The following is a 23638-nucleotide window of genomic DNA, read 5'->3' as shown; positions in this document are numbered from 1 at the left end:
GGGGACTCATGCGGAGGAATCGGCTTTTTTTTCGGCGGAAGGCGATGTCCGGGCAGTGGCGGCCGGCGCGATGATGCCGGAGGGCATGCGCTCGCGCAGTTCGTCCTCCTCCTCGGCCATGACGGCCTTCATCCGGGCGGTGATGTTGGCGCGCTTGCTGTCGCCCGAGATCTTCTGTCCGACAAGGTCGGTGACGTAGAAAGTGTCGATCACCTTCTCGCCGAAGGTGGTGATGCGGGCCGACTGGATGTCGAGCGACAGATCGGAGAGCACGGCGGTGATCTCCGACAGCAATCCCGGCCGGTCGAGGCATTCGACCTCGATGACCGTGAACTTGTTCGACAGGCTGTTGGTGATGTTGACCGACGGCGGAATGACGAATGCCTTGTTCTTCCTGCGATTGCGCGCGCGCGTGGCGATGACCTCGGGCAGCCGTTTGCGGCCGGACAGCACGTCCTCGATCATCCGCCCGATCGTCGCGGCCCGGCGCAGCTCGTCGGCATCGTCGGTAAATTCGCGGCTGACATGGATCGTGTCGAGCGCCCGGCCGTCCGACGTCGTGAAGATCTGCGCGTCGACAATGTTCGCGCCGGCCGCCGCACAGGCGCCGGCGATGACGGCGAGCAGGCGCGGATGGTCGGGCGACAGCACGGTGATCTCGGTGATCGCGTGGAAACTGTCGGTGCGCACGGTGGTGGCGAGCGCCTGGCCTGATTTGTCGGCCTGGCGGATGAAATGGGCGTGGCGGACCTGGTCTTCCAGCGGCACCGAGAGCAGATAGGGCTGGTAGTGCAGCTTGGTATAGGTATTGCGGTCCTTCTGGCTCCAGTCGGCAAGGGCGGCATGCAGCGCCTCGGCGGCGGCATTTGCCCGCTCCTTGCGGGAAACCTCGGAAAAACCGCCGGCGAGCAGCAGCTCGGTTTCGTAATAGAGCGTGCGCAGCAACTGGCCTTTCCAGCCGTTCCAGACGCCCGGGCCGACGGCGCGGATATCGCAGATCGTCAGGATCAGCAGCATCTTCAGCCGGTCGAGCGATTGCACGCGGTCGGCGAAATCGGTGATCGTCTTGCGGTCGGTCAGATCGCGGGTCTGCGCCACCATCGACATCGTCAGATGTTCCTCGATCAGCCAGACGACGATCTCAGTCTGCTTCTGCGAGAGGCCGAAGCGGGCGCAGAGCTTGCGGGCGACGCGGGCGCCGGCGATCGAATGATCCTCCTGCCGGCCCTTGGCGATGTCGTGCAGGAGAACGGCGACATAAAGGGCCTCGCGGTCCTCGATGTTGGGCATCAGCTTGTTGGCGAGCGGATGCAGATCCTCGGCGCGCGCCTTGTCGATCTCGGAGAGAACATCGACGGTGCGGATTAGATGTTCGTCGACCGTATAGTGGTGATACATGTTGAATTGCATCATCGCGACGATCTTGCCGAATTCGGGAATGAAGCGGCCGAGCACGCCGGCCTCGTTCATCCGGCGCAGGATGAGGGCCGGATCGCGCTTCGACGTCAGGATCGACATGAACAGGCGGTTCGCCTCGTCGTTTTCCCTGAGCTTGTTGTCGATTAGGGCGAGTGAGCGGGTGACGCGTTTCAGCGCGTCCGGATGGAATTCCAGCCCGTTGATATCGGCGACGTGGAAGAGCCTGAGGATGCTGACCGGATCGCGCTTGAACACTTCGGGATCGGCAAGCGCGATGCGGCCGCGGTCCTCGACGAATTCGACGCTGCCGGCGATCTTGCGGTTGCGATGGGTGAAGCGGCTGATGACGCCGGTAAGGCCGGGGATCGACTTCGCCTGCTCGTCTTCAAGCGCGGCGCAGAGGATGCGGGTGAGGTCGCCGACATCCTTGGCGACGAGGAAATAGTGCTTCATGAAGCGCTCGACGGCCGAAAGGCCCGGGCGGGTGTGATAGCCGAAGGCTTCGGCGATCTCGCGCTGGATGTCGAAGGACAGGCGCTCCTCGGCCTTGCCGGTCAGGAAGTGCATATGGCAGCGCACCGCCCAGAGAAAATCGTCAGCTTTCTCGAGCAGACGGTATTCGTGCTTTGACAAGACGCCGAGCTTGACCAGCTCGGCTTGGTCGCGCACGTGATAATAATATTTCGAGATCCAGAACAGCGTGTGCAGGTCGCGAAGCCCGCCCTTGCCTTCCTTGACGTTCGGTTCGACGAGATAGCGCGTGTCGCCTGCCTTGCGGTGGCGCTCGTCGCGCTCGGCAAGCTTGGCGGCGATGAATTCAGGGCCGGTGCCGGTGACGATTTCCTTGTCGAAGCGAGTCTCGAGCTCGGTTTCCAGCCGCTGCAGGCCGCAGATGTAGCGCATCTCCAGGATAGCGGTGCGGATCGTCATATCGGACTTGGAAAGCGCGATGCATTCTTCCACCGTGCGGGTGGCGTGGCCGACCTTGAAGCCCATGTCCCAAAGCACGTAGAGCATGAATTCGACCGCCTTGTGCGTCTCTTCCGCCGGCCGCGGCGGGAAGAGAAACAACAGGTCGATATCGGAGCCTGGCGCCAGCGTGTCGCGGCCATAGCCGCCGACGGCGGTAACGGCAAACTTGTCTTTCTGCTGCGGAAAGATATGGGCGGTGGCGAAATTGTAGAGGACGGTGATGATCTGGTCCTGCAGCCAGGAAATCCGGCAGGCGCAATTCAGCCCGCCGCCGTCGGCCATCAGTGCGGCCCGCGCCTGCTGCCGGCCCTCCGTGCTGGCTTTTTTCAGGGTCGCCAGCAGATCGGCGCGCAGCACGTCCGGCCGGTTGCGGTTGGCCTCGGCAACGGCGTCGCACTGCTTCTGCAACAGCTCGACGTCGAGGATGTGGGAAAAATCGAGATCGCGCATCGCTGTCGCCGGGGCGGTTTCCTGTTCATGCCGGGCGGCCTGATCCGGGCCAGCCTCGTATTTCGTCCGCATGCGCTATAACCCCTTTATCAGGCGATTGACACGGGCTCTCATACTGCAAGAACCTTTAAATTTGGCGAAATGGTGTTGGTAAGCCGCGCAGGACAGCTTTCCCGCGAAGCTCAGCCGGCGGCCCGCGCATTCAGCAAATACAGCACCTGCCGCGTCTCGCTCATGATCTCCTCAAGCGACTGCCTGTCGCACTCGCGATAGCCCGCCTTGGCGATCGACGTCCCGAGCTCTGAGATCATCGCGCAGCAGCGGGTAATTTTCAGCATGCCGATCGGCGAGGTCCAGCCGCGCGCATGGCGGTCCCCGTCGGCGCGCCGCATCGTGTCGAGCATGGAGCAGATGAGCGAGAGGCGCTCCGTTTCGCGGATCAGCTTTTCCATGAACATCGCGTGCGTGCCCTATTTCAGCTTCTTCTTGAGGTCGTAAAGCGCGTCCATTGCCTCGCGCGGCGTCATGTCGTCAAGGCTCATCCCCTTTAGCGCCTCCTCGACCTTGGAGGGTCCCCGGGCGGTGTCCTCGCGGCGCACCGCCACCTGGAAGAGCGGCAGGTCGTCGATCAGCTGGCTCGCCGGGTTCTTGCGGTCGGCATCTTCGAGGCGGGTAAGCACGTCGCGAGCCCGCGTCACCACCGAAGCCGGAAGTCCGGCAAGCCTAGCGACCTGGATGCCGTAGGAGCGGTCGGCCGCACCCGGCCCGACCTCGTGCAGGAAAATGACGTCGCCGTCCCATTCCTTGACGCGCATCGTGGCGTTCGATAGCCGGCCAAGCTTTTCCGAAAGCACCGTCAGCTCATGGAAATGCGTGGCGAAGAGGCCGCGGCAGCGGTTGGCCTCGTGCAGGTGCTCGACGGAGGCCCAGGCGATCGACAGGCCGTCGAAGGTGGCGGTGCCTCGGCCGATCTCGTCGAGGATGACGAGCGAGCGGTCACTCGCCTGGTTGAGGATCGCCGCGGTTTCGACCATTTCGACCATGAAGGTGGAGCGCCCGCGCGCCAGGTCGTCGGAGGCGCCTACACGCGAGAAAAGCCGGTCGACGATGCCGATATGGGCTGAGGTCGCCGGCACGAAGGAGCCCATCTGCGCCAGGATCGATATCAGCGCGTTCTGCCGCAGGAAGGTCGATTTGCCGCCCATGTTCGGGCCGGTCAAGAGCCAGATCGCGCCTTCCTTATCGCCTGATTTCGGCGACAGATCGCAATTGTTGGCGACGAAGGGGCCGCCTGCCTGCCGCCGCAGCGCCTGCTCGACGACTGGATGGCGGCCGCCCTCGATGGCAAACATCTTCGAGCCGTCGACCTGCGGACGGCAATAGGCCTGCTCCTCGGCGAGAAGCGCCAGGCCCGCGGCAACGTCGATGACGGCAAGCGCTCGGGCGCCGGATTTGATCGCTTCGGCTTCCGCCACCACGGCCGCCGTCATTTTCTCGAAGGCGGCGAGCTCGATCGTCAGCGCCCGATCGGCAGCATTGGCGATGCGGCTTTCGAGATCGGCGAGTTCGGTGGTGGTGAAGCGCATGGCGCTTGCCATCGTCTGGCGGTGGATGAAGCGGGCCTTGGCTTCGGCCGTGTCCGTCATCGGGGAGGCATTGCCGGCAGTCACTTCGATGAAATAGCCCAGGATATTGTTGTGCTTGATCTTCAGCGACCGGATGCCGGTCTCCTCGGCATATTGCAATTGCAGCCCGGCGATCACGCGGCGCGACTGGTCGCGCAGCGCCCGGACCTCATCGAGTTCGGCGCTGGCGCCATCGCGCAGGAAGCCGCCGTCACGCTTCAACAGCGGCAATTCGTCGGCTAGCGTTTCGGCCAGCAGAGTTTCCAATGCTGCGGGGAGGGACAGCAGCCCGGACAGCGCCCGGCCAAGCTCTTCCGGCAGCATCGCGCTTGCCAGCATCGCCGCAACCTCGTTCGCTGCCTGAAGGCCCTGGCGGATGGCGGAGAGATCCCGCGGGCCGCCGCGGTCGAGCGCAAGCCGGGACAAAGCGCGGGGCATGTCGGGCACATGTTTCAGCGTGTCGCGCAGATTGCCGCAGAGCGACGGCTCGTCGATCAGGAAGCCGATTGAATCGAGCCGCGCATTGATGCGGGAGGGATCGGTCAGCGGCGACATCAGCCGCTCGGCAAGAAGCCGCGCGCCGCCGCCGGTGACGGTGCGGTCGATCGCCTTCAGCAACGAGCCGTTGCGATCGCCGGACAGCGTGCGGGCCAATTCCAAATTGGCGCGGGTGGCAGGATCGATGAACAGCGTCGACGCCGCACTTTCCCGCTCCGGCTGCCCAAGCGGCGGCCGCTCGGCGATCTGGGTTTTTTCGACATAGGCGACGGCGGCGGCGGCCGCCGCCAGCTCGGCGCGCGAGAAGGTGCCGAAGCCATCGAGCGTCGCGACGCCGAAATAGCGCGCGATCCGCCCTTCGGCGCTGGCGCTGTCGAAGAGTACCGAAGGCTGCGGCACCGCGGTGCGGCCGAGCACGTCGAACACCGGCTTGAGTTCCTGATCGTGGAAGATCGTCTCGGGCAGGATCAGTTCGCGCGGATCGATGCGCAGGATATCGGCAAGCAGCCGCGCGGCTTCGGTCTCGGCAACCCGGAAGACGCCGGTGGAAATATCGATCCAGGCCAGCGCCAGCAACGGTTCGGCCCCACTGCGAATGCGGGTCAGCGCCATCAGATAGTTGGATTCCGAGGGCGAAAGCAGCTTTTCTTCGGTGATCGTGCCTGGTGTGACCAGCCGGACGACGTCGCGCTTGACGACGGATTTGCCGCCGCGTTTTTTCGCTTCGGCCGGATCCTCGACCTGCTCGCAGACGGCGACGCGGAAACCGAGCGAGATCAGCTTCTGCAAATAATCATCGGCCGCATGAACCGGAACGCCGCACATCGGGATATCCTGGCCCATGTGCTGGCCGCGCTTCGTCAAGGTGATGCCGAGCGCGCGGGAGGCTTCCAGCGCATCTTCGAAGAACAGCTCGTAGAAATCGCCCATGCGATAGAACAGCAGCGAACCCGGATTGTTCGCCTTGATCTCGATATATTGCTCCATCATCGGCGTCGCCGAGGCACGGCTTTCCGCCGTGGCCAGCTCGGCAGCCGAAAAGGCTTCATTCTCTGTGTCTATTCGTGCGTTCACGGAGGTGCAGTTTTTCCCAAAAAAACAGGTGCCAACCCTATCCGCGCGCCGCTATAGATGACAACAGCATTTGAGGAAGAGCAAAGCGTCGCCCACAGGACGTTGGAGGATTTATGCCCGATATCGATAAGAAGGACCGGCCGGCGACATCAGTTACCGACCAGGAGGCGCTCGATTTTCACGCCACGGGCCGGCCCGGCAAGCTGGAAATCAACCCGACCAAACCGATGGCGACGCAGCGCGACCTGTCGCTTGCCTATTCGCCGGGTGTCGCCGTGCCCGTCAAGGCGATCGCCGCCGATCCGCAGACGGCCTATGATTATACCGCCCGCGGCAACATGGTTGCCGTCATTTCCAACGGCACGGCAATTCTCGGTCTCGGCAATCTCGGCGCGCTCGCCTCCAAGCCGGTCATGGAAGGCAAGGCGGTGCTGTTCAAGCGCTTCGCCGACGTCGATTCGATCGACCTCGAAATCGATACCGAAAATGTGGACGAGTTCATCAACTGCGTGCGTTTCCTTGGTCCCTCCTTCGGCGGCATCAATCTCGAAGACATCAAGGCGCCGGATTGTTTCGTCATCGAAAGCCGGCTGCGCGAACTGATGGATATTCCCGTCTTCCATGATGACCAGCATGGAACGGCGATCATCGCCGCTGCCGGCCTGATCAACGCGCTGGAGCTGACCGGCCGCGACCTGAAGTCAACCAAGCTCGTCTGCAACGGGGCCGGTGCTGCGGCGATCGCTTGCGTCGAACTCGTCAAGGCGATGGGGTTTGCGCCCGACAACATCATCCTCTGCGACACCAAGGGCGTCATCTACCAGGGCCGCACCGAGGGCATGAACCAGTGGAAATCGGCGCATGCGGCAAAGACCGACGCGCGCACGCTGGAAGAGGCGATGGAGGGCGCGGATGTCGTCTTCGGTCTGTCGCAGAAGGGCGCCTTCTCGGCCGAGATGATCCGCTCGATGGCGGATCGGCCGATCATCTTCGCCATGGCCAACCCCGATCCCGAAATCACCCCGGAAGAGGTCGCCCGCATCCGCGACGACGCCATCATGGCGACCGGTCGTTCGGACTACCCGAACCAGGTCAACAACGTCCTCGGCTTTCCCTATATCTTCCGCGGCGCCCTCGACGTGCGCGCCTCCACCATCAACGACGCGATGAAGATCGCCGCCGTCAGGGCGCTGGCAAACCTTGCCCGCGAGGATGTGCCGGATGACGTGGTTGCCGCCTATCAGGGCAACCGGCCGCGTTTCGGCTCGCAATACATCATCCCGGTCCCCTTCGATCCGCGGCTGATCTCGGCGATCCCGGTTGCGGTTGCCGAAGCGGCGATCGAAACCGGCGTCGCCCGCAAGGTGATCACCGACATGGCCGGTTATGCCCGCGAGCTTTCGGCGCGCCGCGATCCGATCGCCTCGACGCTCGCCAGCCTCTATGAGCGGGTGCGCCGCCGCCCGAAGCGGATCGTCTTTGCCGAGGCCGAGGAAGAACAGGTCCTGCGCGCCGCGATGTCCTACGCCAACCAGGAACTCGGCACCGCCATCCTGCTCGGCCGCGAGGACCTGATCCGGGCAACGGCCGAGCGCGCCGGCATCGATCTCAACCGCCCCGGCCTCGAGATCGTCAATGCCCGTATCTCGACCCGCGTCGAGGCCTATATCGACTATCTCTATGCCAGGCTGCAACGGCACGGTTATCTCCACCGCGACGCCCAGCGGCTGATCCACAACGACCGCAACCATTTCGCCGCCACCATGGTGGCGCTTGGCGATGCCGACGGCATGGTGACGGGCATTACCCGCAACTATTCTACGGCGCTCGAAGATGTGCGCCGTTGCATCGACGAGAAGCCCGGCCACCGCGTCATCGGTGTGTCACTGGCGCTTTGCCGCGGCCGCACCGTCTTCGTTGCCGATACGGCGGTGCATGACATGCCGACGGCTGAGCAGCTTGCCGATATCGCCGAGGAGGCAGCCGGTCTGGCAAGGCGCATGGGTTATCCGCCGCGTGTCGCCATGCTTGCCTATTCCACCTTCGGCCATCCCTCCGGCGAACGCTCCGAGCGGGTGCGCGAGGCGGTAAAGATCCTCGACAAGCGCCGCGTCGATTTCGAATATGACGGCGAGATGGCCGCCGATGTCGCTCTGAACCGCAAGGTGATGGAGCAATATCCCTTCTGCCGTCTTTCCGGCCCGGCCAATGTACTGGTCATGCCGGCCTTCCACTCGGCCTCGATCTCGACCAAGATGCTGCAGGAACTCGGCGGCTCCACGGTCATCGGCCCGATCCTTGTCGGCCTCGACAAGCCGGTGCAGATCACCTCGATGGGCGCCAAGGACAGCGACATCGTCAACATGGCGGCGATCGCGGCCTATGGCGTCTCGTAGATCTTATCCTGCTCGCATATGAGCGGCATTCAATGACCGGCCGACAGCACGTCGGCCGGGCATTGTTTTTTATGGATTATTCTAGAGGTTTGGGCTCGCCCGCCTCAGGAGTTCCAAGGCACTGTCCATAAGTCATACTTTTGATACAATAACCGCTTACGCGCGGCATGAATTGCCTGCCCGGACTTTGAAAAAGCCATGGGTGACGCTTTTGCTGCTCAATTGTTTCTAATTTCATCAGCCGGTTGGGTCCCATGACAGACGTCACATCCCCCAAGACGCGTCTATTCGCGCTGTTGAAGTCGGTTTTCGTGAGTTCAAGGGAACCACACCGCCCGCCTATCTCAGGACAATCCGCTTGCAAGCCGCCCGAGAGGATCTACGCGATCCTTCCAACCGACAGCCGTTGCGGTACATTGCTTGAAGTGGGGTTCTTTCACTTCGGCTGTTTTGCGGCAATCTACCGGGCGGCGTAGAAGAAGGCTTTAGACTAGCTCGCGAAGCGGCCGGCGTCGGCGCCGTAATAGTTGAGGTAGCGGTCGGAAATGCTGGAGATCGGCAGCACGATCAGCACGTCGGTCGTGTTGAAGGCATGATCGATGACGGCGCTGGAGCCGACCATGGCGCCGAGTCTGAGATAACCCTTGATGAGCGGCGGCAGGGCCATCAGCGCCCGCTTCGGGTTGATGGCCTCGACCGGCATCAGGTCCATGTTGCGGGCGAGATGCGGCAAGGCGCCGACGGCCCATTCGTTCTTCGCCAGCACATTATGGTAGAGGAAAGACAGTGCCAGCGCGTGGCTTTCGAGATAAACGCCAGGGAAGGAAGCGCAGCCGAACATGGCGTTGACGCCGTGCTTCAGCGCATAGGCCCAGTTGCCCTGCCACAGAAGCTCGACGGTGCGTTTGGTGCGGTATTCCGGCAGCACGCAGGAACGGCCAAGCTCCATGAAGCGCTTGTCCGGATGTTTGGCAATCAGGCCCTCGATCTCGAATTCGGAAGCCGAGTAAAAACCGCCATTGGCGATAGCGACATCCTGGCGCAACAGCCGGTAGGTGCCGACGATCTGGTCTTCCGGGTCACCCTCGATCGTGCGGTCGAGAACGAGAAGATGATCGCAAAAGGCGTCATAAGCATCGACATCGCGCTGGCGGCGCATAGCATCCAGCGGCAACTGCGCCTTCATTTCGTCGACGAAGACGCGGTAGCGCACGGCTTGGGCGGCATCGATCTCTCGCGCGGTGCGGGCAAGGCGGGTTTCCAGATTGCCGATGCGGCCGAGGATATCGCCGTCCGTCTGCGCAGCAGCCGGCGAGGGCCGTGCGGCCTCCACGGTGGTGTCACGATTCAGGATGTCGATGGCGGACATGGCGATTCTCCCGTTACCGGCTTATCGACGCCATAAAACACTTCTCTGCGACAGGAAAGTGACATATTGAATTTCTGAACGCAAGAAGCAGGCAGCCCGCCGCGGCACGTTATCGCGCCTCTGCCCGGCGGGCGGAAAGTGCGGCGACCGCCTGAACTTCGGTCAGCAGGCGCACCGGGTCGACCGGCTTGACCATGACGCGGTTGGCGCCGTTCAGCAAGACCTGCCGGCGCGATTCGTCGCTCTTGTCGGCGGTCAGCACAATCACCGGCACAGGGGCAAGATCGAGCCGTCTCTCGTGGCCGCGCAGCCGTCCGAGCATATCGATGCCGTTGCCGCCAGGCATCGACAGGTCGCTGATGATGATGTCCGGCCGGGCATTCGCCTCGCACAGGGCGCAGTCGAGAAGTGCCTCGAAATCCTCGACATGGCGCACCTTGTGCCCGCCCTTCTCAAGGACGACGCGCACCAGCATGGCATTGATCGGATCGTCCTCGCCCAGCAGGATGTTCAGCCCGCTGGCGGCAACCATCGTCTCCGCCATCGACAGGCCGAACCCCGGCTGATTGTCGTTCAGCGCGTCGCGCTTCTCCATGCCGCGCATGCGCCCGCGCAGCACGTCGATCAGCGATTGTTCGCGCAGCGGCCGGATCAGCCAGGCGTCGAAAAGATCAAGCGGATGGGCGCTGCGCTCCTCCGGATTGACGAGCAGCACTTTGCGCAGGCCAAGGGCTGCGATTTCGGCGCGGTCGGCAAGATGGGCGGAAAATTCCGCCGACATACGATGGTCGATGATGATGTCGGTCGGCCGCTTTCCGCTGTTTGCCAGGCCGAGCAGCGTTGCCCGGGCGCTCTCGCCGTCGGCAACAAGATGGCAGAGGCCGCCGAGTGCTGCGATCGTCTCGGCGATGGCGGCGCGCGCTGCCCCTGCCGGTGCCAACAGCACGACGCTGTTGCCGGCAAGCAGCGTATTGCGCCGGTCGGGGCGCTCGCTGCCGATATCGACAGGGAAGCGGATGGTGAATTCGCTGCCTCTGCCGTTTTCGCCGGCTACCGTCAGCGTGCCGTTGAATTCGCGCATGATGCGGGCGGAGATGGCAAGGCCAAGCCCGGTGCCGCTGCTCTTGTCGGCGACGCTCCCGCCTTGCTCGAATTCGCCGAAGACGCGCGCCTGCTCCTCGGCCGTCATGCCCGGACCAGTATCGGTGACGGTGATCGACAGGTCGTCGACGTCGAGCGACACGCGGATGAAAACGCCGCCGACCTGGGTGAACTTCACGGCATTGCCGATGACGTTGAAGAGAACCTGGCGCAGCCGCGCCGGATCGAAGCTCATATTCTCCGGCACGTCGGATGACACCGTGGCGCCGATCTCGATGCCTTTTTCATGCGCCCGGTGGGCGAGCATCTCGACCACGCTTTCGAGCAGCTTGCGCAGCGATTCCGAGCGTGGATGCAGCGCAAAGCGACCGACCTCGATGGTGGAGAAATCGAGCAGATCCTCGACCAGTTGCGTCAGCGCGTGGCCGGACTGGCGGATATTCGCTAGATAGTCCTGCTGCTCCTGCGTCAGCCGCGTCTCGGCGAGCAGGTGCGTCATGCCGAGGATGCCGGAAAGCGGCGTGCGCACCTCGTGGCTGACGGTGGCAAGCAGCCGCGATTTGGCGGCGCTGTTATATTCGGCTTTCTGGCGGGCCTCTTCGCGGCCCTGCGCGATCAGCCTCTCGTCGGTCACATCACGCGCCACGCTCTGCAGCAGCAGACGGCCGTTAGCCGGATCGCGGGTGACGACGTCGCGCCAGAGAAAGATGCGCTGGCCGTCCGGCGTCGAAATCTCGACGTCGAAGCAATGCGGTATCGGGCCGGGACGGAAGGCGAGCCCGATCTCCTCGCAGCTCAGTCCCTCCGGACGCAGCCGTCCGGTCAGGCGGCGAAACGTGTCGTTGGCGGAGATGATGCGCCGGTCCATGCTGCGGCTGACGGTGATATCGCCGAGTACGTCGTGCACATCGGCAAACAGCTTTGCGCCATCGCTCCAGTCCGGCAAGGATTTGCCGCCGCTGGGGCGCCGGCGTCGGCGAACCATCAGGACGGCATAACTGGCGATGACGGCAAGGCCGAGAACGACAAGCCCGCCCGACAGCAGCAGCGGATCGCCGGCATGGGCAAGCAGCGTCAGGATCATCGCGGCAAGCAGGCCTGCGCCGCCAAGCCAGTAGACCAGCAGGCGCCGTGTCGCTGCAGGCCTTGTCTGGCGGTCATCGGCTGCCTGAGGCGCCGATGCGCGCGGTCGCGAGGAGTACCCCGCCATCCGCTCTTCACGCGGCTTGGCGGCGGGTCCGCCGAAGGCGGCGGACAATGTTTCCTGCAATTGTCCCAGACTCTGCATGCTATCTGGCTAACATGAGGCCTCTTCCGAATGCCTTCAGGAAATCGATAAGATTTTAGCGGCCGGCCTTTTTTGGCAGCAGCAGCTCGTCGAGAATGACGCAGCCGGCGCCGATGGTGATGAAGCTGTCGGCGAGGTTGAACACCGCGAAGGACCAGCTTTCGGTGTAAAAGAGGATGTAGTCGATCACATGGCCGTAGGCGAAGCGGTCGACAAGATTGCCGATCGCCCCGGCAATGATCAGCGCATAGCCGAGATGGGCGAGCCAGCGGTCCTTAGCCGTGCGGTACCACAGCCAGATGACGAAGGCGACGATGATCAGCCGCATGCCGACGATGAACCAGCCGTCCATGCCCTCCAGCATCGAAAAGGCAACGCCGAGATTATAGGTGCGGTAGAGCGCCAGCATCGGAATGACGGGCACCGCCTCCTGCAGCGGCAGGGTATGATCGACGGCAATCTTGACGATCTGGTCGATGAGCACGGCGACGATGATGAAGAAGAGGATCGGCGCCGGGCGCGAAAACAGCGCGGGGCGGATAGACGTCGGTTCAGTCATTTGCCCTCGGCAAGTGAGAGGAGGTGGCGGCGCGCCTCAAAGAGCATGACGGCGGTGGCGACGGCGAGGTTCAGCGAATCGGCGCGGCCCTGCTGCGGGATGCGGGCAAGCGCATCGGCCTCCCTGGCCAGTTGCTCCGGCAGGCCGGATTGCTCGTTGCCCATCAAGAGTACGGTGGGCTTATTCCGGTAGTCGATCGTGCGGTAATCGACCGCGCCGGCAAGATGTGTCGCAACGACGGAAACGCCGGCCGATTTCCGCCAGGCGATGAACTCCTCCGGCGTCGCCCTTGCCACGGGAACGGCAAACACCGAGCCCATGGTGGCTCGCACCGTTTCGAGCGAGAAGGGATCGGTTGTCTCTCCGATCAGAATGATGCCGGAAGCGCCGGCCGCATCGGCTGTGCGGATGATGGTGCCGAGATTGCCCGGATCACGCACCCGGTCGAGCGCTACCCAGGTCTCGCCCTCCCTCGGCCGGATGTCCTTGAGCGATTTCCAGCGCTGCTCGAAGATGCCGACGACCATCTGCGGATTGTCGCGCCGGGTGATCGAGGCGATGACCTTTTCGCTGACTTCGAGCACCAGCCCGCCCGAGGCGACGGTCCTTGCCGCCATCTGCTCGACCAGCGGCTTGCCTTTGGCGGCTTTGGCATAGACCAGCGTGCGGATCGTCCAGCCGAGCTCGATCGCATCGATGACGAGTTTCAGTCCTTCGGCCAGGAAAGTTCCGCTTTCCTCGCGCGACTTCTTGTTGGTTAGCGCCTTGATGTCCTTGATGATCGGATTGGCAAGCGAGGTGACTTCCTTCACCTGGCCGACCCTGCGCGGTCCGTGATCGTGGAAGTCCTTGCTCATTTCGGCACCCAGCGGGAAAAGAGGGAGGTGGAAAGCGCGCGGCCCGGCGTCTTGCCGTCGAGGCCTGCCTCGCGGATGACCAGCTCGCCGGATTCGACCGCCCCGCCGGCGCCCCGCATCGTCTCGCGCATCAGCTCGTGGATCGAATAGAAGCTGGCGCGGATCGAATAGGCCGTCAGCACCAGACCGACCGCCGTCGGCGACAGGATTTCGCGGCAGACATCGAGCATCAGGGGGAGATGCTCGAACAGATGCCAGACCTCGCCGTTCGGGCCGCGGCCGAATTTCGGCGGATCGGTGAGGATGATGTCGTATTGGCTGCCGCGCCGTTCCTCGCGCAGGATGAATTTCATCGCATCCTCGCAGATCCAGCGGATCGGCAGCTTCTCCATGCGCCCGAGCGCCTGGTTTTCCCGCGCCCAGCCGATCGCCTTCTTCGAGGCGTCGACATGGGTGACTTCGGCGCCGGCTGCGGCGGCAACCAGCGAGGCGACGCCGGTATATCCGAACAGGTTCAGCACCTTTAGCGGCCGGCCGGCCTTTTCGACCTGATCCTTCGTCCAGCTCCAGTGCACGATCTGTTCCGGGAAGACGCCGACATGACGAAAGGAGGTGAAACGGCCGTGGAAATCGACGCCGAGCAGATTGAGCGGCCAAGTCTCGCCGAGCGCTTCCTTCGGGAAGCGCCAGCGGCCGGTGCCTTCCTCGTCGGTATCGCCGGTGAAGGCGGCATCGACCTTTTCCCAGACGTGGGAGGGCAGCGAAGGCCGCCACAGCGCCTGTGCCTCCGGGCGGATGATGCGGTAGGGGCCGTATTGCTCCAGCTTTTCGCCATTGCCGCTGTCGATCAGGTGGAAGTCGCCGGCTCCGAGCGATTCGAGGATGACGGGTACGCGCTCGGCCGGACGCTCGCCGCGGCGTGTCATCAGCGGCCGCTCGACCGCGGCAGGCACGGCAGGCTCGCGCACCGTCTCGCGGCTGACGGCCGGCCGGGCGACCGGCTTCGGCGGCCGGCCGGCCCGATCGTCCCTGCGGCTTTCGCCGGCAGGACCTGATGTCTTCTTCTGGCCCGGCCGGCGTTCTCTTTGTTTCAAGGTGCTCTTCCGCGTCTCTGTCGGGGTGTCGTTAAAGGGTCTGCGCTCAACAGGACCCTTTTGAAATTATGCAGTAGCCCAGAAAACCGTGCCGGATCAACTGCGCGCCGGCGCGGCATTTATTTCAAGTCTCGGATGAGCGCCTGCGAAGCCAGCTTTCCGCCGCATAAAGAGCTGCGATATGCATCGACTGCATGATGACCGCGCCGGACTGCAGGTCGCCAAGGATGGCGGCAAGATCCGCAAACAGCAGCTCGACCTTTTCGCCTGGGTCGAAACGCGGTTCGCCGGCCCGGCTGAGGCCGAGCGCCAGCCAGCTCGTCACCGTATTGCTGTGGCTGGCGGCATTCGGATAGGAGGTCAGCAGCTTGACGAAGGTTGAAGCGTCATAACCGGTCTCCTCCCGCAGTTCGCGTCGGGCTGCCGCCAGCCCCGCATCGCCGGTCTCGCTGTCGCCGCGCTCGACACCGCCGGCGACGAGCCCATGGATGATCTCGCCGCGACCGTGCCGGTATTCCCGCGTCAGCAACACACGCCCGTCAGGCATGATCGGGATGACGTTGATCCAGTCGGGATAGTCGAGCACATGGAAGGGGGCGATGACGGTCCCATCGGCGGTGATGCAGTCGTCGCTTCGCAGCCGGATCCAGCGGTCCTCATAAGAGATGCGGCTTGCCGTCACGCTCCAGGGCTTCAGTTCGTCGTCCATCGCCGGTTCCTTGCTTCGAACGCCAGATAACATTCCTTTCCGGCGTGGCAAATAGCCTCGCCGCTGGGATAAGGTGAGCGAATCGAAGATGGGGCTATCGAATGGATTTCACCGGCGAAGAACGCATCGCCGCGCCACGGGATGTCGTCTGGGCGGCGCTCAACGATCCCGAGATCATGCGCGGCTGCATTCCAGGCTGCCAGAGCATCGAACGGCTGTCGCCTGATAGCTTCGAGGCGACGATCAAGGTCAGGTTCAGCCTGCTGTCGGCCACCTTCCACGGGCTGTTGACGCTTTCCAATGTCGATGCGCCGAAGAGCTACACGCTGTCGGCCGAAGGCAAGGGTGGTCTTGCCGGCTTCGCCAGAGGCAGCGCCGATGTCGTGCTCGAAGAAAGCGGCGCTAACACCATCCTGCATTATCGGGCAAAAGCCGAACTCGGCGGCAGGCTTGCCCAGTTCGGGGCACGCCTGCTCGATGCGACCTCGCAGAGGCTCGCCGAAGGGTTCTTTTCGGATTTCAATGCCGCCGTCGTCGCAAGGATGGCGGCCGGCTGATCGCAGTCGAGGGCACACGCTTTAAGCTTGGCGCGCCTGGGAGCTTGGGTTAAATCGACGTCATGACGTGGACCATCAGGCCGCCGCGGGCGGAAGACCAGGAAATGCTCGCGGAGATTTATCTTTCCGTGCGGCGCGAAACATTCCTCTGGGTCGATCCCGGTAAGTTTTACCGCGAAGATTTCGCCGCCCATACCAATGGCGAGACGGTCTTCGTCTGCGAGCATGAAAACGGCGATGTAGCCGGCTTCCTGTCGCTCTGGCCGGCCGATGATTTCATCCACATGCTCTATATCAGCCGGGACTACCAGGGCTTCGGCGCCGGTACGGCGCTGCTGCAGGCGCTGCCGGAATGGCCGCAACACCACTACCGGCTGAAGTGCCTGGTGAAGAACCGGCGGGCCAAGGCTTTCTACCTCGCCCATGGTTTTCGCGTCACTGGCAACGGCACGTCGCCGGAGGGCGACTACGAGGAGCTGAGCTTTTTTCCGGTCTGACCGATGCCGAAGCATCGGCGGAATCGGGCCGGTCTATCGTGCCGGAAGCTGCCCGGCGATTTCCTCGGCGCGGCTCTTGTGGCGGTCGGCCTCGCCCTGCCAGCGGATGGCTTCCTTGGCCTCGGTGCGGGCGCGCTTGCGGTGTTTGCCCTGGCTGAACCAGGTGGCGGCCGAGCCGATCAGCATGCCTGCGATCAGCGCAACCACCAGGAAGACGAAGAAGGGCGCGGAAACCGCAAGCACCTGATCTTCCGGCCGGAACGGATTGAAGGCGAGCGTGACGCTTTGCCGGTTGGCGACGCAGAAGACGATGAGAATGACGCCGAGCGGCAGCAGAATCAACAGGTTGACGATCTTCTTGGCCATTGGGGTCTCCATGCGTCGGATGGCGCCGCCCTGTTTGAGCGGTGCGTTGTAACTACGCATCGGCCCCGAAAATCGATTCCGATTTTCGGGGCCGATGCGTGAGCAGAATAGGAAAACGGTCTTCGAGTTCAAGTGCGGATTCGCCGCAGGCGGCTTGCGCCGCTCAATCCTCTTCGTCGGCCTGGCCGGGATTGAGCCGCTCGCGCAGCTCCTTGCCGGTCTTGAAGAAGGGAACCCACTTCTCCTCGACGAAGACGGTATCGCCGGTGCGCGGGTTGCGGCCGGAGCGCGACGGGCGGTTCTTCACCGAAAACGCGCCGAAGCCGCGCAATTCGACGCGGTTGCCCGCAGCCAGTGCATCCGTGATCTCGTCGAGAACCGCGTTGACGATATTTTCGACGTCGCGATGATAGAGATGCGGGTTGCGTGCTGCAACAATCTGCACCAATTCGGACTTGATCACGTTCGCCCCCTTAAATTATTGATTTCTTATCAATCGTGGCCAACCTGCCAAACTGAAAGCAGCCCGTCAAGAAGCAACTTTGGGGGCAGGATTCCATTGATATCCTGGCCTTTCAAGAGATCATCATAACCGAAGATCGTAATCAACCGCGAAACAGCTCCAGCGAGCAGAAAAGGCGTATTGCTCTTCTTGTCCCAGTCGACCATCGGCAGGTCGGCGTCAACGCCGCGCGATTTGAGATAGGCCCGGATTTCCGGCTCGCCGCCGATCGTATCGACGAGTTTTACCTTGAGCGCCTGACGGCCGGTATAGATCGTGCCGTCGGCGAGTTTCAGCACCTCGTCGCGCGGCAGCTTGCGCCGGTCGGCGACCAAATCGACGAACCAGCTATAGCTGTCGACCACCATGTTGCGGATCATCGCCTTGGCCTCTTCGCTCGCCTCGTGGAAGGGCGAGGGCTCGGCCTTCAGCGGCGAAGATTTGATTTCCTGCAGCGAGACGCCGATCTTGTCGAGCAGCGGCTGGATCTGCGGATATTGGAAGATGACGCCGATCGAGCCGGTGATCGAGCTGTCGCCGGCAATGATCGTATCGCCGGCGGTGGCGATCATATAGCCGGCGGAGGCGGCAAGCGTGCGGACGTCGGAAACCACTGGCTTCTTGGCTGCGATCGCACGGATCGCCTTGAAGACCTTTTCGCCGCCATAGGTCGTGCCGCCGGGCGAGGAGATCGAGATCACCGCGGCCTTGACTTGGTCGCTGGTCTCGACCTTCTTCAGCCGCTCCAGAAGCTTGTCGTCATCGACGATCAGCCCCGATATCGTCACATGGGCGATATGCGGGCGGCTGGTCTTGGTGTCGCCGACGGCGAAGCTGTAGAAGGCAAAACCGAGCGCCACCAAGACGGCGACCGTGAAGAGGCGCCAGAACCACAGCTTGCGGCGCAGCCGCCGGCGATCTGCGATCATCGAACTGTCCATAGAAACCTCCAGCGCTGGACCCGGCTTCGGCATGCTCGCCGATGGATCGGTGAAATAGGTGGCAGCGGCGCGTACGAATGCCACTTTTTGATGTTTTTCCGTTTTGTTGCTTGTTGCAGAAAAAATTCCATATTGGCAAGCCAATGTAATAATGCGAAACGAACTGTGATTGGCGGCCGGCTTTGTTACAAGGCGCGGCAATCACCGCACATGGAACGAGACCTATGCTCGATACCCTGAAGAACAACGGAAACGCCGCCTATGCGCGCTCCGGCAGGAGCGCCTATGGCGATGCGTTGTTCCATTCCGCCCGCGTGCGGCGGCTGAAGATTTTGCTGCCGGTGGCAGCCCTCGTCATCGGCGCCGGCCTCGCGGCGGTGGCGTTGGTCAGCATCTATTTGCCCGAGAACATCAAGATGGAAGGCGCCAAGATCGAGAACGGCAAGGTCGTCATGGAAAAGCCGGCGATCTCTGGCCGCAATTCCGACGGCATCAACTATTCGATGCTGGCCGAACGGGCGCTGCAGGATATCCGCAATCCCGATCTCATCACGCTGGAGACCATCAAGGCGGCCGTGCCAATGAACGACGGCCTGATCGCCCGCGTCGTCGCTTCGACCGCCGATTACAATCGCGCCACCGACAACCTGCATATGACGGCCCCTTTCACCTTGGTGCTGAGCAGCGGTCTCAACGCGAATTTCCAGTCCGCCCGCCTCGACATCAAGGGCGGAAACATGCGCAGTGACGACCCCGTCACCATCACCAAGGACAATGCCTCCATTGTTGCGAAGACGATGGAGATAACCGATAAGGGGCGGGTGATCACATTCGAGGGGAATGTTCGCATGAATGTCGATCCATCCACCATCCATAAACAGGGCACTTAACCAGCCGGGTCATCCATGACAAAAGATTGTCGCATTTCCACTTGCAAGACCGGTATGGCATTCGCTGCCGCCGCATTCGCCCTTATTCTGACGGCTTCTGGCGCGAGCGCACAGCAGGCCGCCACGATGTCGGGCATGAAGCTATCCAACGACCAGCCGATCCAGATCGAAAGCGACAAGCTCGAGATTCACGACCAGGAGCACACCGCGCTGTTCACCGGCAAGGTCAAGGTCGTCCAGGGGACGACGACGATGCAGTCCGGCAAGATGACCGTCTATTACAAGGACAAGGCGGCAAAGCCGGCCGCTGATGCGACGCAACCGGCGGCCCAACCCGCAGCGCAGTCCGGTTCGCTTGCATCGGGGAGTGCCGATATCGACAAGATCCTGGTCACCGACAAGGTTCTGCTGACCTCAGGCACGCAGACTGCGACCGCCGATGACGGCAATTTCGATATGGCTTCGCAGACATTCATCCTCACGGCCGATCAGGGCAACAAGGTTATTCTGTCGGACGGACCGAACGTCTTCACCGGCTGCAAACTGACCGTTCACATGCAAACCGGCCAGGCGGAGCTTGAAAGCTGCGGCGGGCGTGTCCAGATTCAGCTCGATCCAAAATCGCAGCCGAATGCGCAGCAGAAGCAGAACTGAGAAGCCGGCCTCCCACGTGAAATTATCATCGCTATCCACCATGTTCGGCCAGCCCGAGCCACAAGCTGCGGGCGCCGCCGACAAAAGCCGCTATCAGGGAACGCTGATCGCACGCGGTCTGACGAAGACCTATGCGACGCGTCGCGTCGTGAACGGCGTCTCGCTGGTGGTGCGCCGTGGCGAGGCTGTCGGCCTGCTCGGCCCGAACGGTGCCGGCAAAACCACCTGTTTTTACATGATCACCGGCCTCGTGCCGGTCGATGAAGGCACGATCGAGATCGACGGCAACGACGTTACGACCATGCCGATGTACCGCCGCTCCCGCCTCGGCGTCGGCTACCTGCCTCAGGAAGCCTCGATTTTTCGCGGCCTGACCGTGGAAGAAAACATTCGCGCCGTCCTGGAAGTGCACGTCAAGGACAAGGCCGAGCGCGAGCAGAAGCTGAACGAGCTGCTGGAAGAATTCCATATCCAAAAGCTGCGCAAGAGCGCCGCCGTCGCCCTGTCGGGTGGTGAGCGCCGCCGCCTCGAAATCGCCCGTGCGCTGGCGACCGACCCGACCTTCATGCTGCTCGACGAACCCTTCGCCGGCGTCGACCCGATCTCGGTCGCCGACATCCAGAATCTCGTCCACCACCTCACGGCGCGCGGCATCGGCGTTCTGATCACCGACCACAATGTGCGCGAGACGCTGGGTCTGATCGACCGGGCCTACATCATCCATGCCGGTGAAGTGCTGACCCATGGCCGGGCGAACGACATCGTCAACAACCCGGAAGTGCGCCGGCTTTATCTCGGCGACAATTTCAGCCTGTGAACGGCCGGTCCCTCAGAAATTCACCTTGCGGCATAGTTCCGCTTGACCAAATACCACAAAAGAGCAATTTTTGGGCCAAGTTGGATTTCCGTGGCCTGAAGCCTTGATCGGACACGGTTTCCCGGAGGAATCGAGGGAGTTTCGCGTCCGTCATGGCACTGTCCGCCAGTCTTTTCCTGCGCCAGAACCAATCCCTGGTGATGACACCGCAGCTGATGCAATCCATCCAGCTGCTGCAGATGACGCATGTCGAACTCACCCAGTTCATCGCCCAGGAAGTGGAAAAGAACCCGCTGCTCGAATTCCCGTCGAATGACGGCGAGGCAGGGCAAGAACGCGGCGAAGCCGAGGACGAACCTTACGCCCGTTCACCGGAGGATGCGGGCTCCGACGACGGCGATGACAACCGCACCGAGGCGCTCTCCAGCGACTGGTACGACAATGGCGGCAGCGCCAGCACCAGCCGGCTGAACGACGAGCTCGACGCCAATTACACCAATGTCTTTCCCGATGACAGCGCGCCGCAGCGCCCCGATGCGCCGGAGCTTGTCGGCCAGTGGAAATCGATGCCGGGCAGCGGCGGCGAGGGCGCCGATTACGATCTCGACGATTTCGTCGCCGGCCAGGTGTCGCTGCGCGATCATCTCGCCCAGCAGATCCCCTTCGTTCTGCCCGACATCGCCGATCGGCTGATCGCCCAGAACTTTGTCGATCAGCTCGACGATGCCGGTTATCTGCAAGTCGATCTCGTCGAGACCGGCGAACGGCTGGGCACCAGCCTGACTGCGGCCGAGCGCGTGCTGGCCGCTCTGCAGACGCTCGACCCGCCGGGGGTTTTCGCCCGCAGCCTCGCCGAATGCCTGGCGATCCAGCTCAAGCAGAAGGACCGGTACGATCCGGCCATGCAGGCGCTCGTCGAAAACCTCGAACTGCTGGCGCGGCGCGATTTTGCCACGCTGAAGCGGCTCTGCGGCGTCGACGAGGAAGACCTTCTCGACATGCTCGGCGAAATCCGTCAGCTCAATCCCAAGCCCGGCAGCGGTTTCGAGACCGGCGTTTCCGAAGCGATCATGCCCGATGTGGTCGTCAGGTCCTCCTCGGAGGGCGGCTGGCTGGTCGAGCTCAATCCGGATACGCTGCCGCGCGTGCTTGTCAATCAGTCCTATTTTTCTCGCGTGACCAGGAACGGCGAGGATCACGCCTTCCTGTCCGAATGCCTGCAGAGCGCCAATTGGCTGACGCGCAGCCTCGATCAGCGGGCGAAGACCATCATGAAGGTGGCAAGCGAGATCGTCCGCCAGCAGGATGCCTTCCTGCTGAACGGTGTCGACCACCTGCGCCCGCTGAACCTGAAGACGGTCGCCGAGGCGATCAAAATGCACGAATCCACCGTCAGCCGCGTCACCTCGAACAAATACATGCTGACGCCACGCGGCCTATTCGAGCTCAAATATTTCTTTACCGTCTCAATCAGCGCCGTCGCCGGCGGCGACAGCCATTCGGCCGAGGCCGTGCGTCACAAGATCCGCGCGCTGATCATGCAGGAGAGCCCGGAGGCGGTACTGTCCGACGACGATATCGTCGACATGCTGAAGAAGGGCGGCGTCGATCTCGCCCGCCGCACAGTTGCCAAATACCGCGAGGCCATGAACATCGCCTCGTCGGTCCAGCGCCGCCGCGAAAAGCGGGCGCTCGCCAAGGTCGCCGGCTTTTGATGCGGCAACGCTTCGGCCTTGATCGAAGCATCCGGCCGGCAAATTCCGCTATTCCTCCGGTGTCTTGAACCAACAGCGAAATACCTACCATGCCGCAAAAGCCGAATCTTGCCCGGGAGCTTTCCCTGCTGCTGGCGCTGGCCACCCTCTGGGGCGCCTCCTATACCTTCATCAAAATCGGCGTCGAGACCATTCCGCCGGTGACGTTGATCGCCGCGCGCACGCTGATTGCCGGCGCCATCCTGCTTGCCGTCCTCCGACACCGGCAAATCCGCCTGCCCACTGACCGCGCGACGTGGCGGCGCTTCTTCCTCCAGGCCTGTCTGAACAGCGTCATTCCCTTCACGCTGATCGCCTGGGCGGAGCAATCCGTCGATGCCGGGCTGGCGGTGATCCTCAATTCGGCGACGCCAATCTTCACCTTCCTGCTGACCGTGCTGATAGTCCGACACGAACAGGTGACGGCTCGAAAGCTTTTCGGCGTCATGGCAGGACTTGCAGGGATCTGTCTCGTCATCGGCGTCGAAGCGCTCAGTGGTCTCGGCGAAAGCCTGATGGCGCAGATCGCCATCATCCTGGCGACCGCCTGCTATGCCGGTGCCGCGATTTTCAGCAAAAACTTCAAGGGGCTCGATCCCGCCGTGCCGGCGGCCGGCTCGTTGATCTCAGGTGCTGTCATTCTGCTGCCCGTCAGCCTCGTCGTCGATCGACCGTGGACGCTCGATCCCTCGGCGGCATCGGTGCTGGCGCTGCTTGCCCTTTCCGCCTTTTCGACAGCCCTCGCCTTTGCAATCTATTTCCGTCTCGTCCAGACGCTGGGGTCTGTGGGTACGACCTCGCAAGCCTATCTCAGGGTGCCGATCGGAGTGACGATCGGCATCGTCTTCCTCGGCGAAAGCTTGAGCCCAACGGCCTGGATCGGACTCATTTGCGTCATATCAGGTGTCGCAGCCATGACGATCCCGGCAAGGCTTGGAACAACCAGGGAGAGAATCGTCTGACAATCATTGGACCATTGATCGGCGCGATGCGCTGCGTGGCATGGGACGTGACGCACGTAATGCGAGCATTAGCGGTCACGATTTTGCACCCTATTGACTTTTCGTTGCCGGCTGGCTAGAAGCCCGCCGCAATCGATGCCGTAAACGGCGTCTGGAGTTATCCCCAGCATCAGAAGGGCACCAAGGACCTGCAGGCTGACGCCGATCTTGCTTGAGATTGCGCGAAGTGCTTGGATGAACCTGAGGCTTGGCGTAAACTGATACCCGCAAACGATGATAAGAAGGGA

General features: G+C 62.7%; 20 protein-coding genes and 1 pseudogene. 9 read left to right on the top strand and 12 right to left on the bottom strand.

What is annotated here, in order from left to right; all coding sequences use genetic code 11:
• Positions 1–6: 6 nt before the first annotated feature.
• From ATY29_RS30585 to mutS, 3 genes are all read right to left on the bottom strand, one after another.
• Positions 7–2913, bottom strand: a complete 2907-nt coding sequence (locus tag ATY29_RS30585; protein ID WP_025415204.1) for a [protein-PII] uridylyltransferase — start codon at positions 2911–2913, stop codon at positions 7–9.
• A gap of 110 nt (positions 2914–3023) precedes the next feature.
• The gene (locus ATY29_RS30580; RefSeq protein WP_025415205.1) at positions 3024–3299 is read right to left on the bottom strand and encodes a hypothetical protein; all 276 of its coding nucleotides are present in this window, start codon (positions 3297–3299) and stop codon (positions 3024–3026) included.
• A gap of 12 nt (positions 3300–3311) precedes the next feature.
• Positions 3312–6038, bottom strand: coding sequence for a DNA mismatch repair protein MutS (gene mutS / locus ATY29_RS30575; RefSeq protein WP_097533668.1), 2727 nt, complete (start codon positions 6036–6038; stop codon positions 3312–3314).
• A gap of 113 nt (positions 6039–6151) precedes the next feature.
• Here mutS and ATY29_RS30570 point away from each other — a divergent pair, with 113 nt between their 5' ends.
• Both ATY29_RS30570 and ATY29_RS38055 read left to right on the top strand, forming a co-directional pair.
• Positions 6152–8434, top strand: a complete 2283-nt coding sequence (locus ATY29_RS30570; RefSeq protein ID WP_003570793.1) for an NADP-dependent malic enzyme — start codon at positions 6152–6154, stop codon at positions 8432–8434.
• Between the two features lie 283 nt (positions 8435–8717).
• Positions 8718–8910, top strand: a pseudogene (locus ATY29_RS38055) (helix-turn-helix domain-containing protein); the annotation flags it as partial.
• A 14-nt stretch (positions 8911–8924) separates the two neighbouring features.
• Here the strand turns inward: ATY29_RS38055 and olsB are convergent.
• The 6 genes from olsB to ATY29_RS30535 all read right to left on the bottom strand — a co-directional run bounded on the left by olsB (position 8925) and on the right by ATY29_RS30535 (position 15411).
• Positions 8925–9803 carry a l-ornithine N(alpha)-acyltransferase gene (gene olsB / locus ATY29_RS30560; RefSeq protein ID WP_003570791.1) on the bottom strand — a complete coding sequence of 293 codons (879 nt, stop codon included), beginning with the start codon at positions 9801–9803 and terminating at the stop codon, positions 8925–8927.
• 109 nt (positions 9804–9912) lie between these two features.
• A complete protein-coding gene (locus ATY29_RS30555) occupies positions 9913–12192 on the bottom strand; it encodes a PAS domain-containing hybrid sensor histidine kinase/response regulator (RefSeq protein WP_097533666.1) in 2280 nt (759 codons plus the stop codon).
• A gap of 55 nt (positions 12193–12247) precedes the next feature.
• Positions 12248–12751, bottom strand: coding sequence for a signal peptidase II (lspA, locus tag ATY29_RS30550; protein WP_003570788.1), 504 nt, complete (start codon positions 12749–12751; stop codon positions 12248–12250).
• Positions 12748–13608, bottom strand: a complete 861-nt coding sequence (locus ATY29_RS30545) for a TrmH family RNA methyltransferase (protein ID WP_097533664.1) — start codon at positions 13606–13608, stop codon at positions 12748–12750. Before ATY29_RS30545 ends, lspA begins: the two co-directional genes overlap by 4 nt.
• Complete coding sequence (locus tag ATY29_RS30540; protein WP_025415208.1) at positions 13605–14702, bottom strand: class I SAM-dependent methyltransferase; 1098 nt, start codon at positions 14700–14702, stop codon at positions 13605–13607. Before ATY29_RS30540 ends, ATY29_RS30545 begins: the two co-directional genes overlap by 4 nt.
• A 124-nt stretch (positions 14703–14826) precedes the next feature.
• Positions 14827–15411, bottom strand: coding sequence for an NUDIX hydrolase (locus ATY29_RS30535; protein ID WP_003570784.1), 585 nt, complete (start codon positions 15409–15411; stop codon positions 14827–14829).
• Positions 15412–15512: 101 nt separating this feature from the next.
• On the opposite strand from ATY29_RS30535, the gene ATY29_RS30530 reads away from it, so the two are divergent.
• Together ATY29_RS30530 and ATY29_RS30525 are read left to right on the top strand one after the other, a co-directional pair.
• Complete coding sequence (locus ATY29_RS30530) at positions 15513–15968, top strand: SRPBCC family protein (RefSeq protein WP_025415210.1); 456 nt, start codon at positions 15513–15515, stop codon at positions 15966–15968.
• 62 nt (positions 15969–16030) lie between these two features.
• Complete coding sequence (locus tag ATY29_RS30525) at positions 16031–16465, top strand: GNAT family N-acetyltransferase (RefSeq protein WP_003570782.1); 435 nt, start codon at positions 16031–16033, stop codon at positions 16463–16465.
• Between the two features lie 33 nt (positions 16466–16498).
• On the opposite strand, the gene ATY29_RS30520 is transcribed toward ATY29_RS30525, so the two are convergent.
• The 3 genes from ATY29_RS30520 to sppA all read right to left on the bottom strand — a co-directional run bounded on the left by ATY29_RS30520 (position 16499) and on the right by sppA (position 18274).
• On the bottom strand, positions 16499–16831 hold the full coding sequence (locus tag ATY29_RS30520) for a LapA family protein (protein ID WP_003570781.1): 333 nt from the start codon (positions 16829–16831) through the stop codon (positions 16499–16501).
• Between the two features lie 163 nt (positions 16832–16994).
• Entirely contained in the window at positions 16995–17294 is a 300-nt protein-coding gene (locus ATY29_RS30515) for an integration host factor subunit beta (protein ID WP_003544934.1), read from the bottom strand.
• Positions 17295–17323: 29 nt separating this feature from the next.
• Positions 17324–18274, bottom strand: coding sequence for a signal peptide peptidase SppA (gene sppA / locus ATY29_RS30510; protein ID WP_097533825.1), 951 nt, complete (start codon positions 18272–18274; stop codon positions 17324–17326).
• A gap of 224 nt (positions 18275–18498) precedes the next feature.
• Between sppA and lptC the strand changes: the two genes are divergently transcribed.
• The 5 genes from lptC to ATY29_RS30485 all read left to right on the top strand — a co-directional run bounded on the left by lptC (position 18499) and on the right by ATY29_RS30485 (position 23351).
• Positions 18499–19164: an LPS export ABC transporter periplasmic protein LptC gene (gene lptC / locus ATY29_RS30505; RefSeq protein WP_003570779.1), complete on the top strand. Its 666-nt coding sequence runs from the start codon at positions 18499–18501 to the stop codon at positions 19162–19164.
• A 15-nt stretch (positions 19165–19179) separates the two neighbouring features.
• Positions 19180–19818 carry an LptA/OstA family protein gene (locus ATY29_RS30500; protein WP_097533660.1) on the top strand — a complete coding sequence of 213 codons (639 nt, stop codon included), beginning with the start codon at positions 19180–19182 and terminating at the stop codon, positions 19816–19818.
• Positions 19819–19858: 40 nt separating this feature from the next.
• Positions 19859–20635, top strand: coding sequence for an LPS export ABC transporter ATP-binding protein (lptB, locus tag ATY29_RS30495; RefSeq protein ID WP_003570776.1), 777 nt, complete (start codon positions 19859–19861; stop codon positions 20633–20635).
• A 152-nt stretch (positions 20636–20787) separates the two neighbouring features.
• Complete coding sequence (gene rpoN, locus ATY29_RS30490) at positions 20788–22350, top strand: RNA polymerase factor sigma-54 (protein ID WP_097533658.1); 1563 nt, start codon at positions 20788–20790, stop codon at positions 22348–22350.
• An 89-nt stretch (positions 22351–22439) separates the two neighbouring features.
• Positions 22440–23351 carry a DMT family transporter gene (locus ATY29_RS30485; protein ID WP_038573546.1) on the top strand — a complete coding sequence of 304 codons (912 nt, stop codon included), beginning with the start codon at positions 22440–22442 and terminating at the stop codon, positions 23349–23351.
• Positions 23352–23638 lie beyond the last annotated feature (287 nt).

This window comes from Rhizobium hidalgonense, assembly GCF_002914525.1.
In the GTDB taxonomy this organism is placed as follows: Bacteria; Pseudomonadota; Alphaproteobacteria; order Rhizobiales; family Rhizobiaceae; genus Rhizobium; species Rhizobium hidalgonense.
This window is presented reverse-complemented; position numbering and strand designations above follow the sequence as displayed.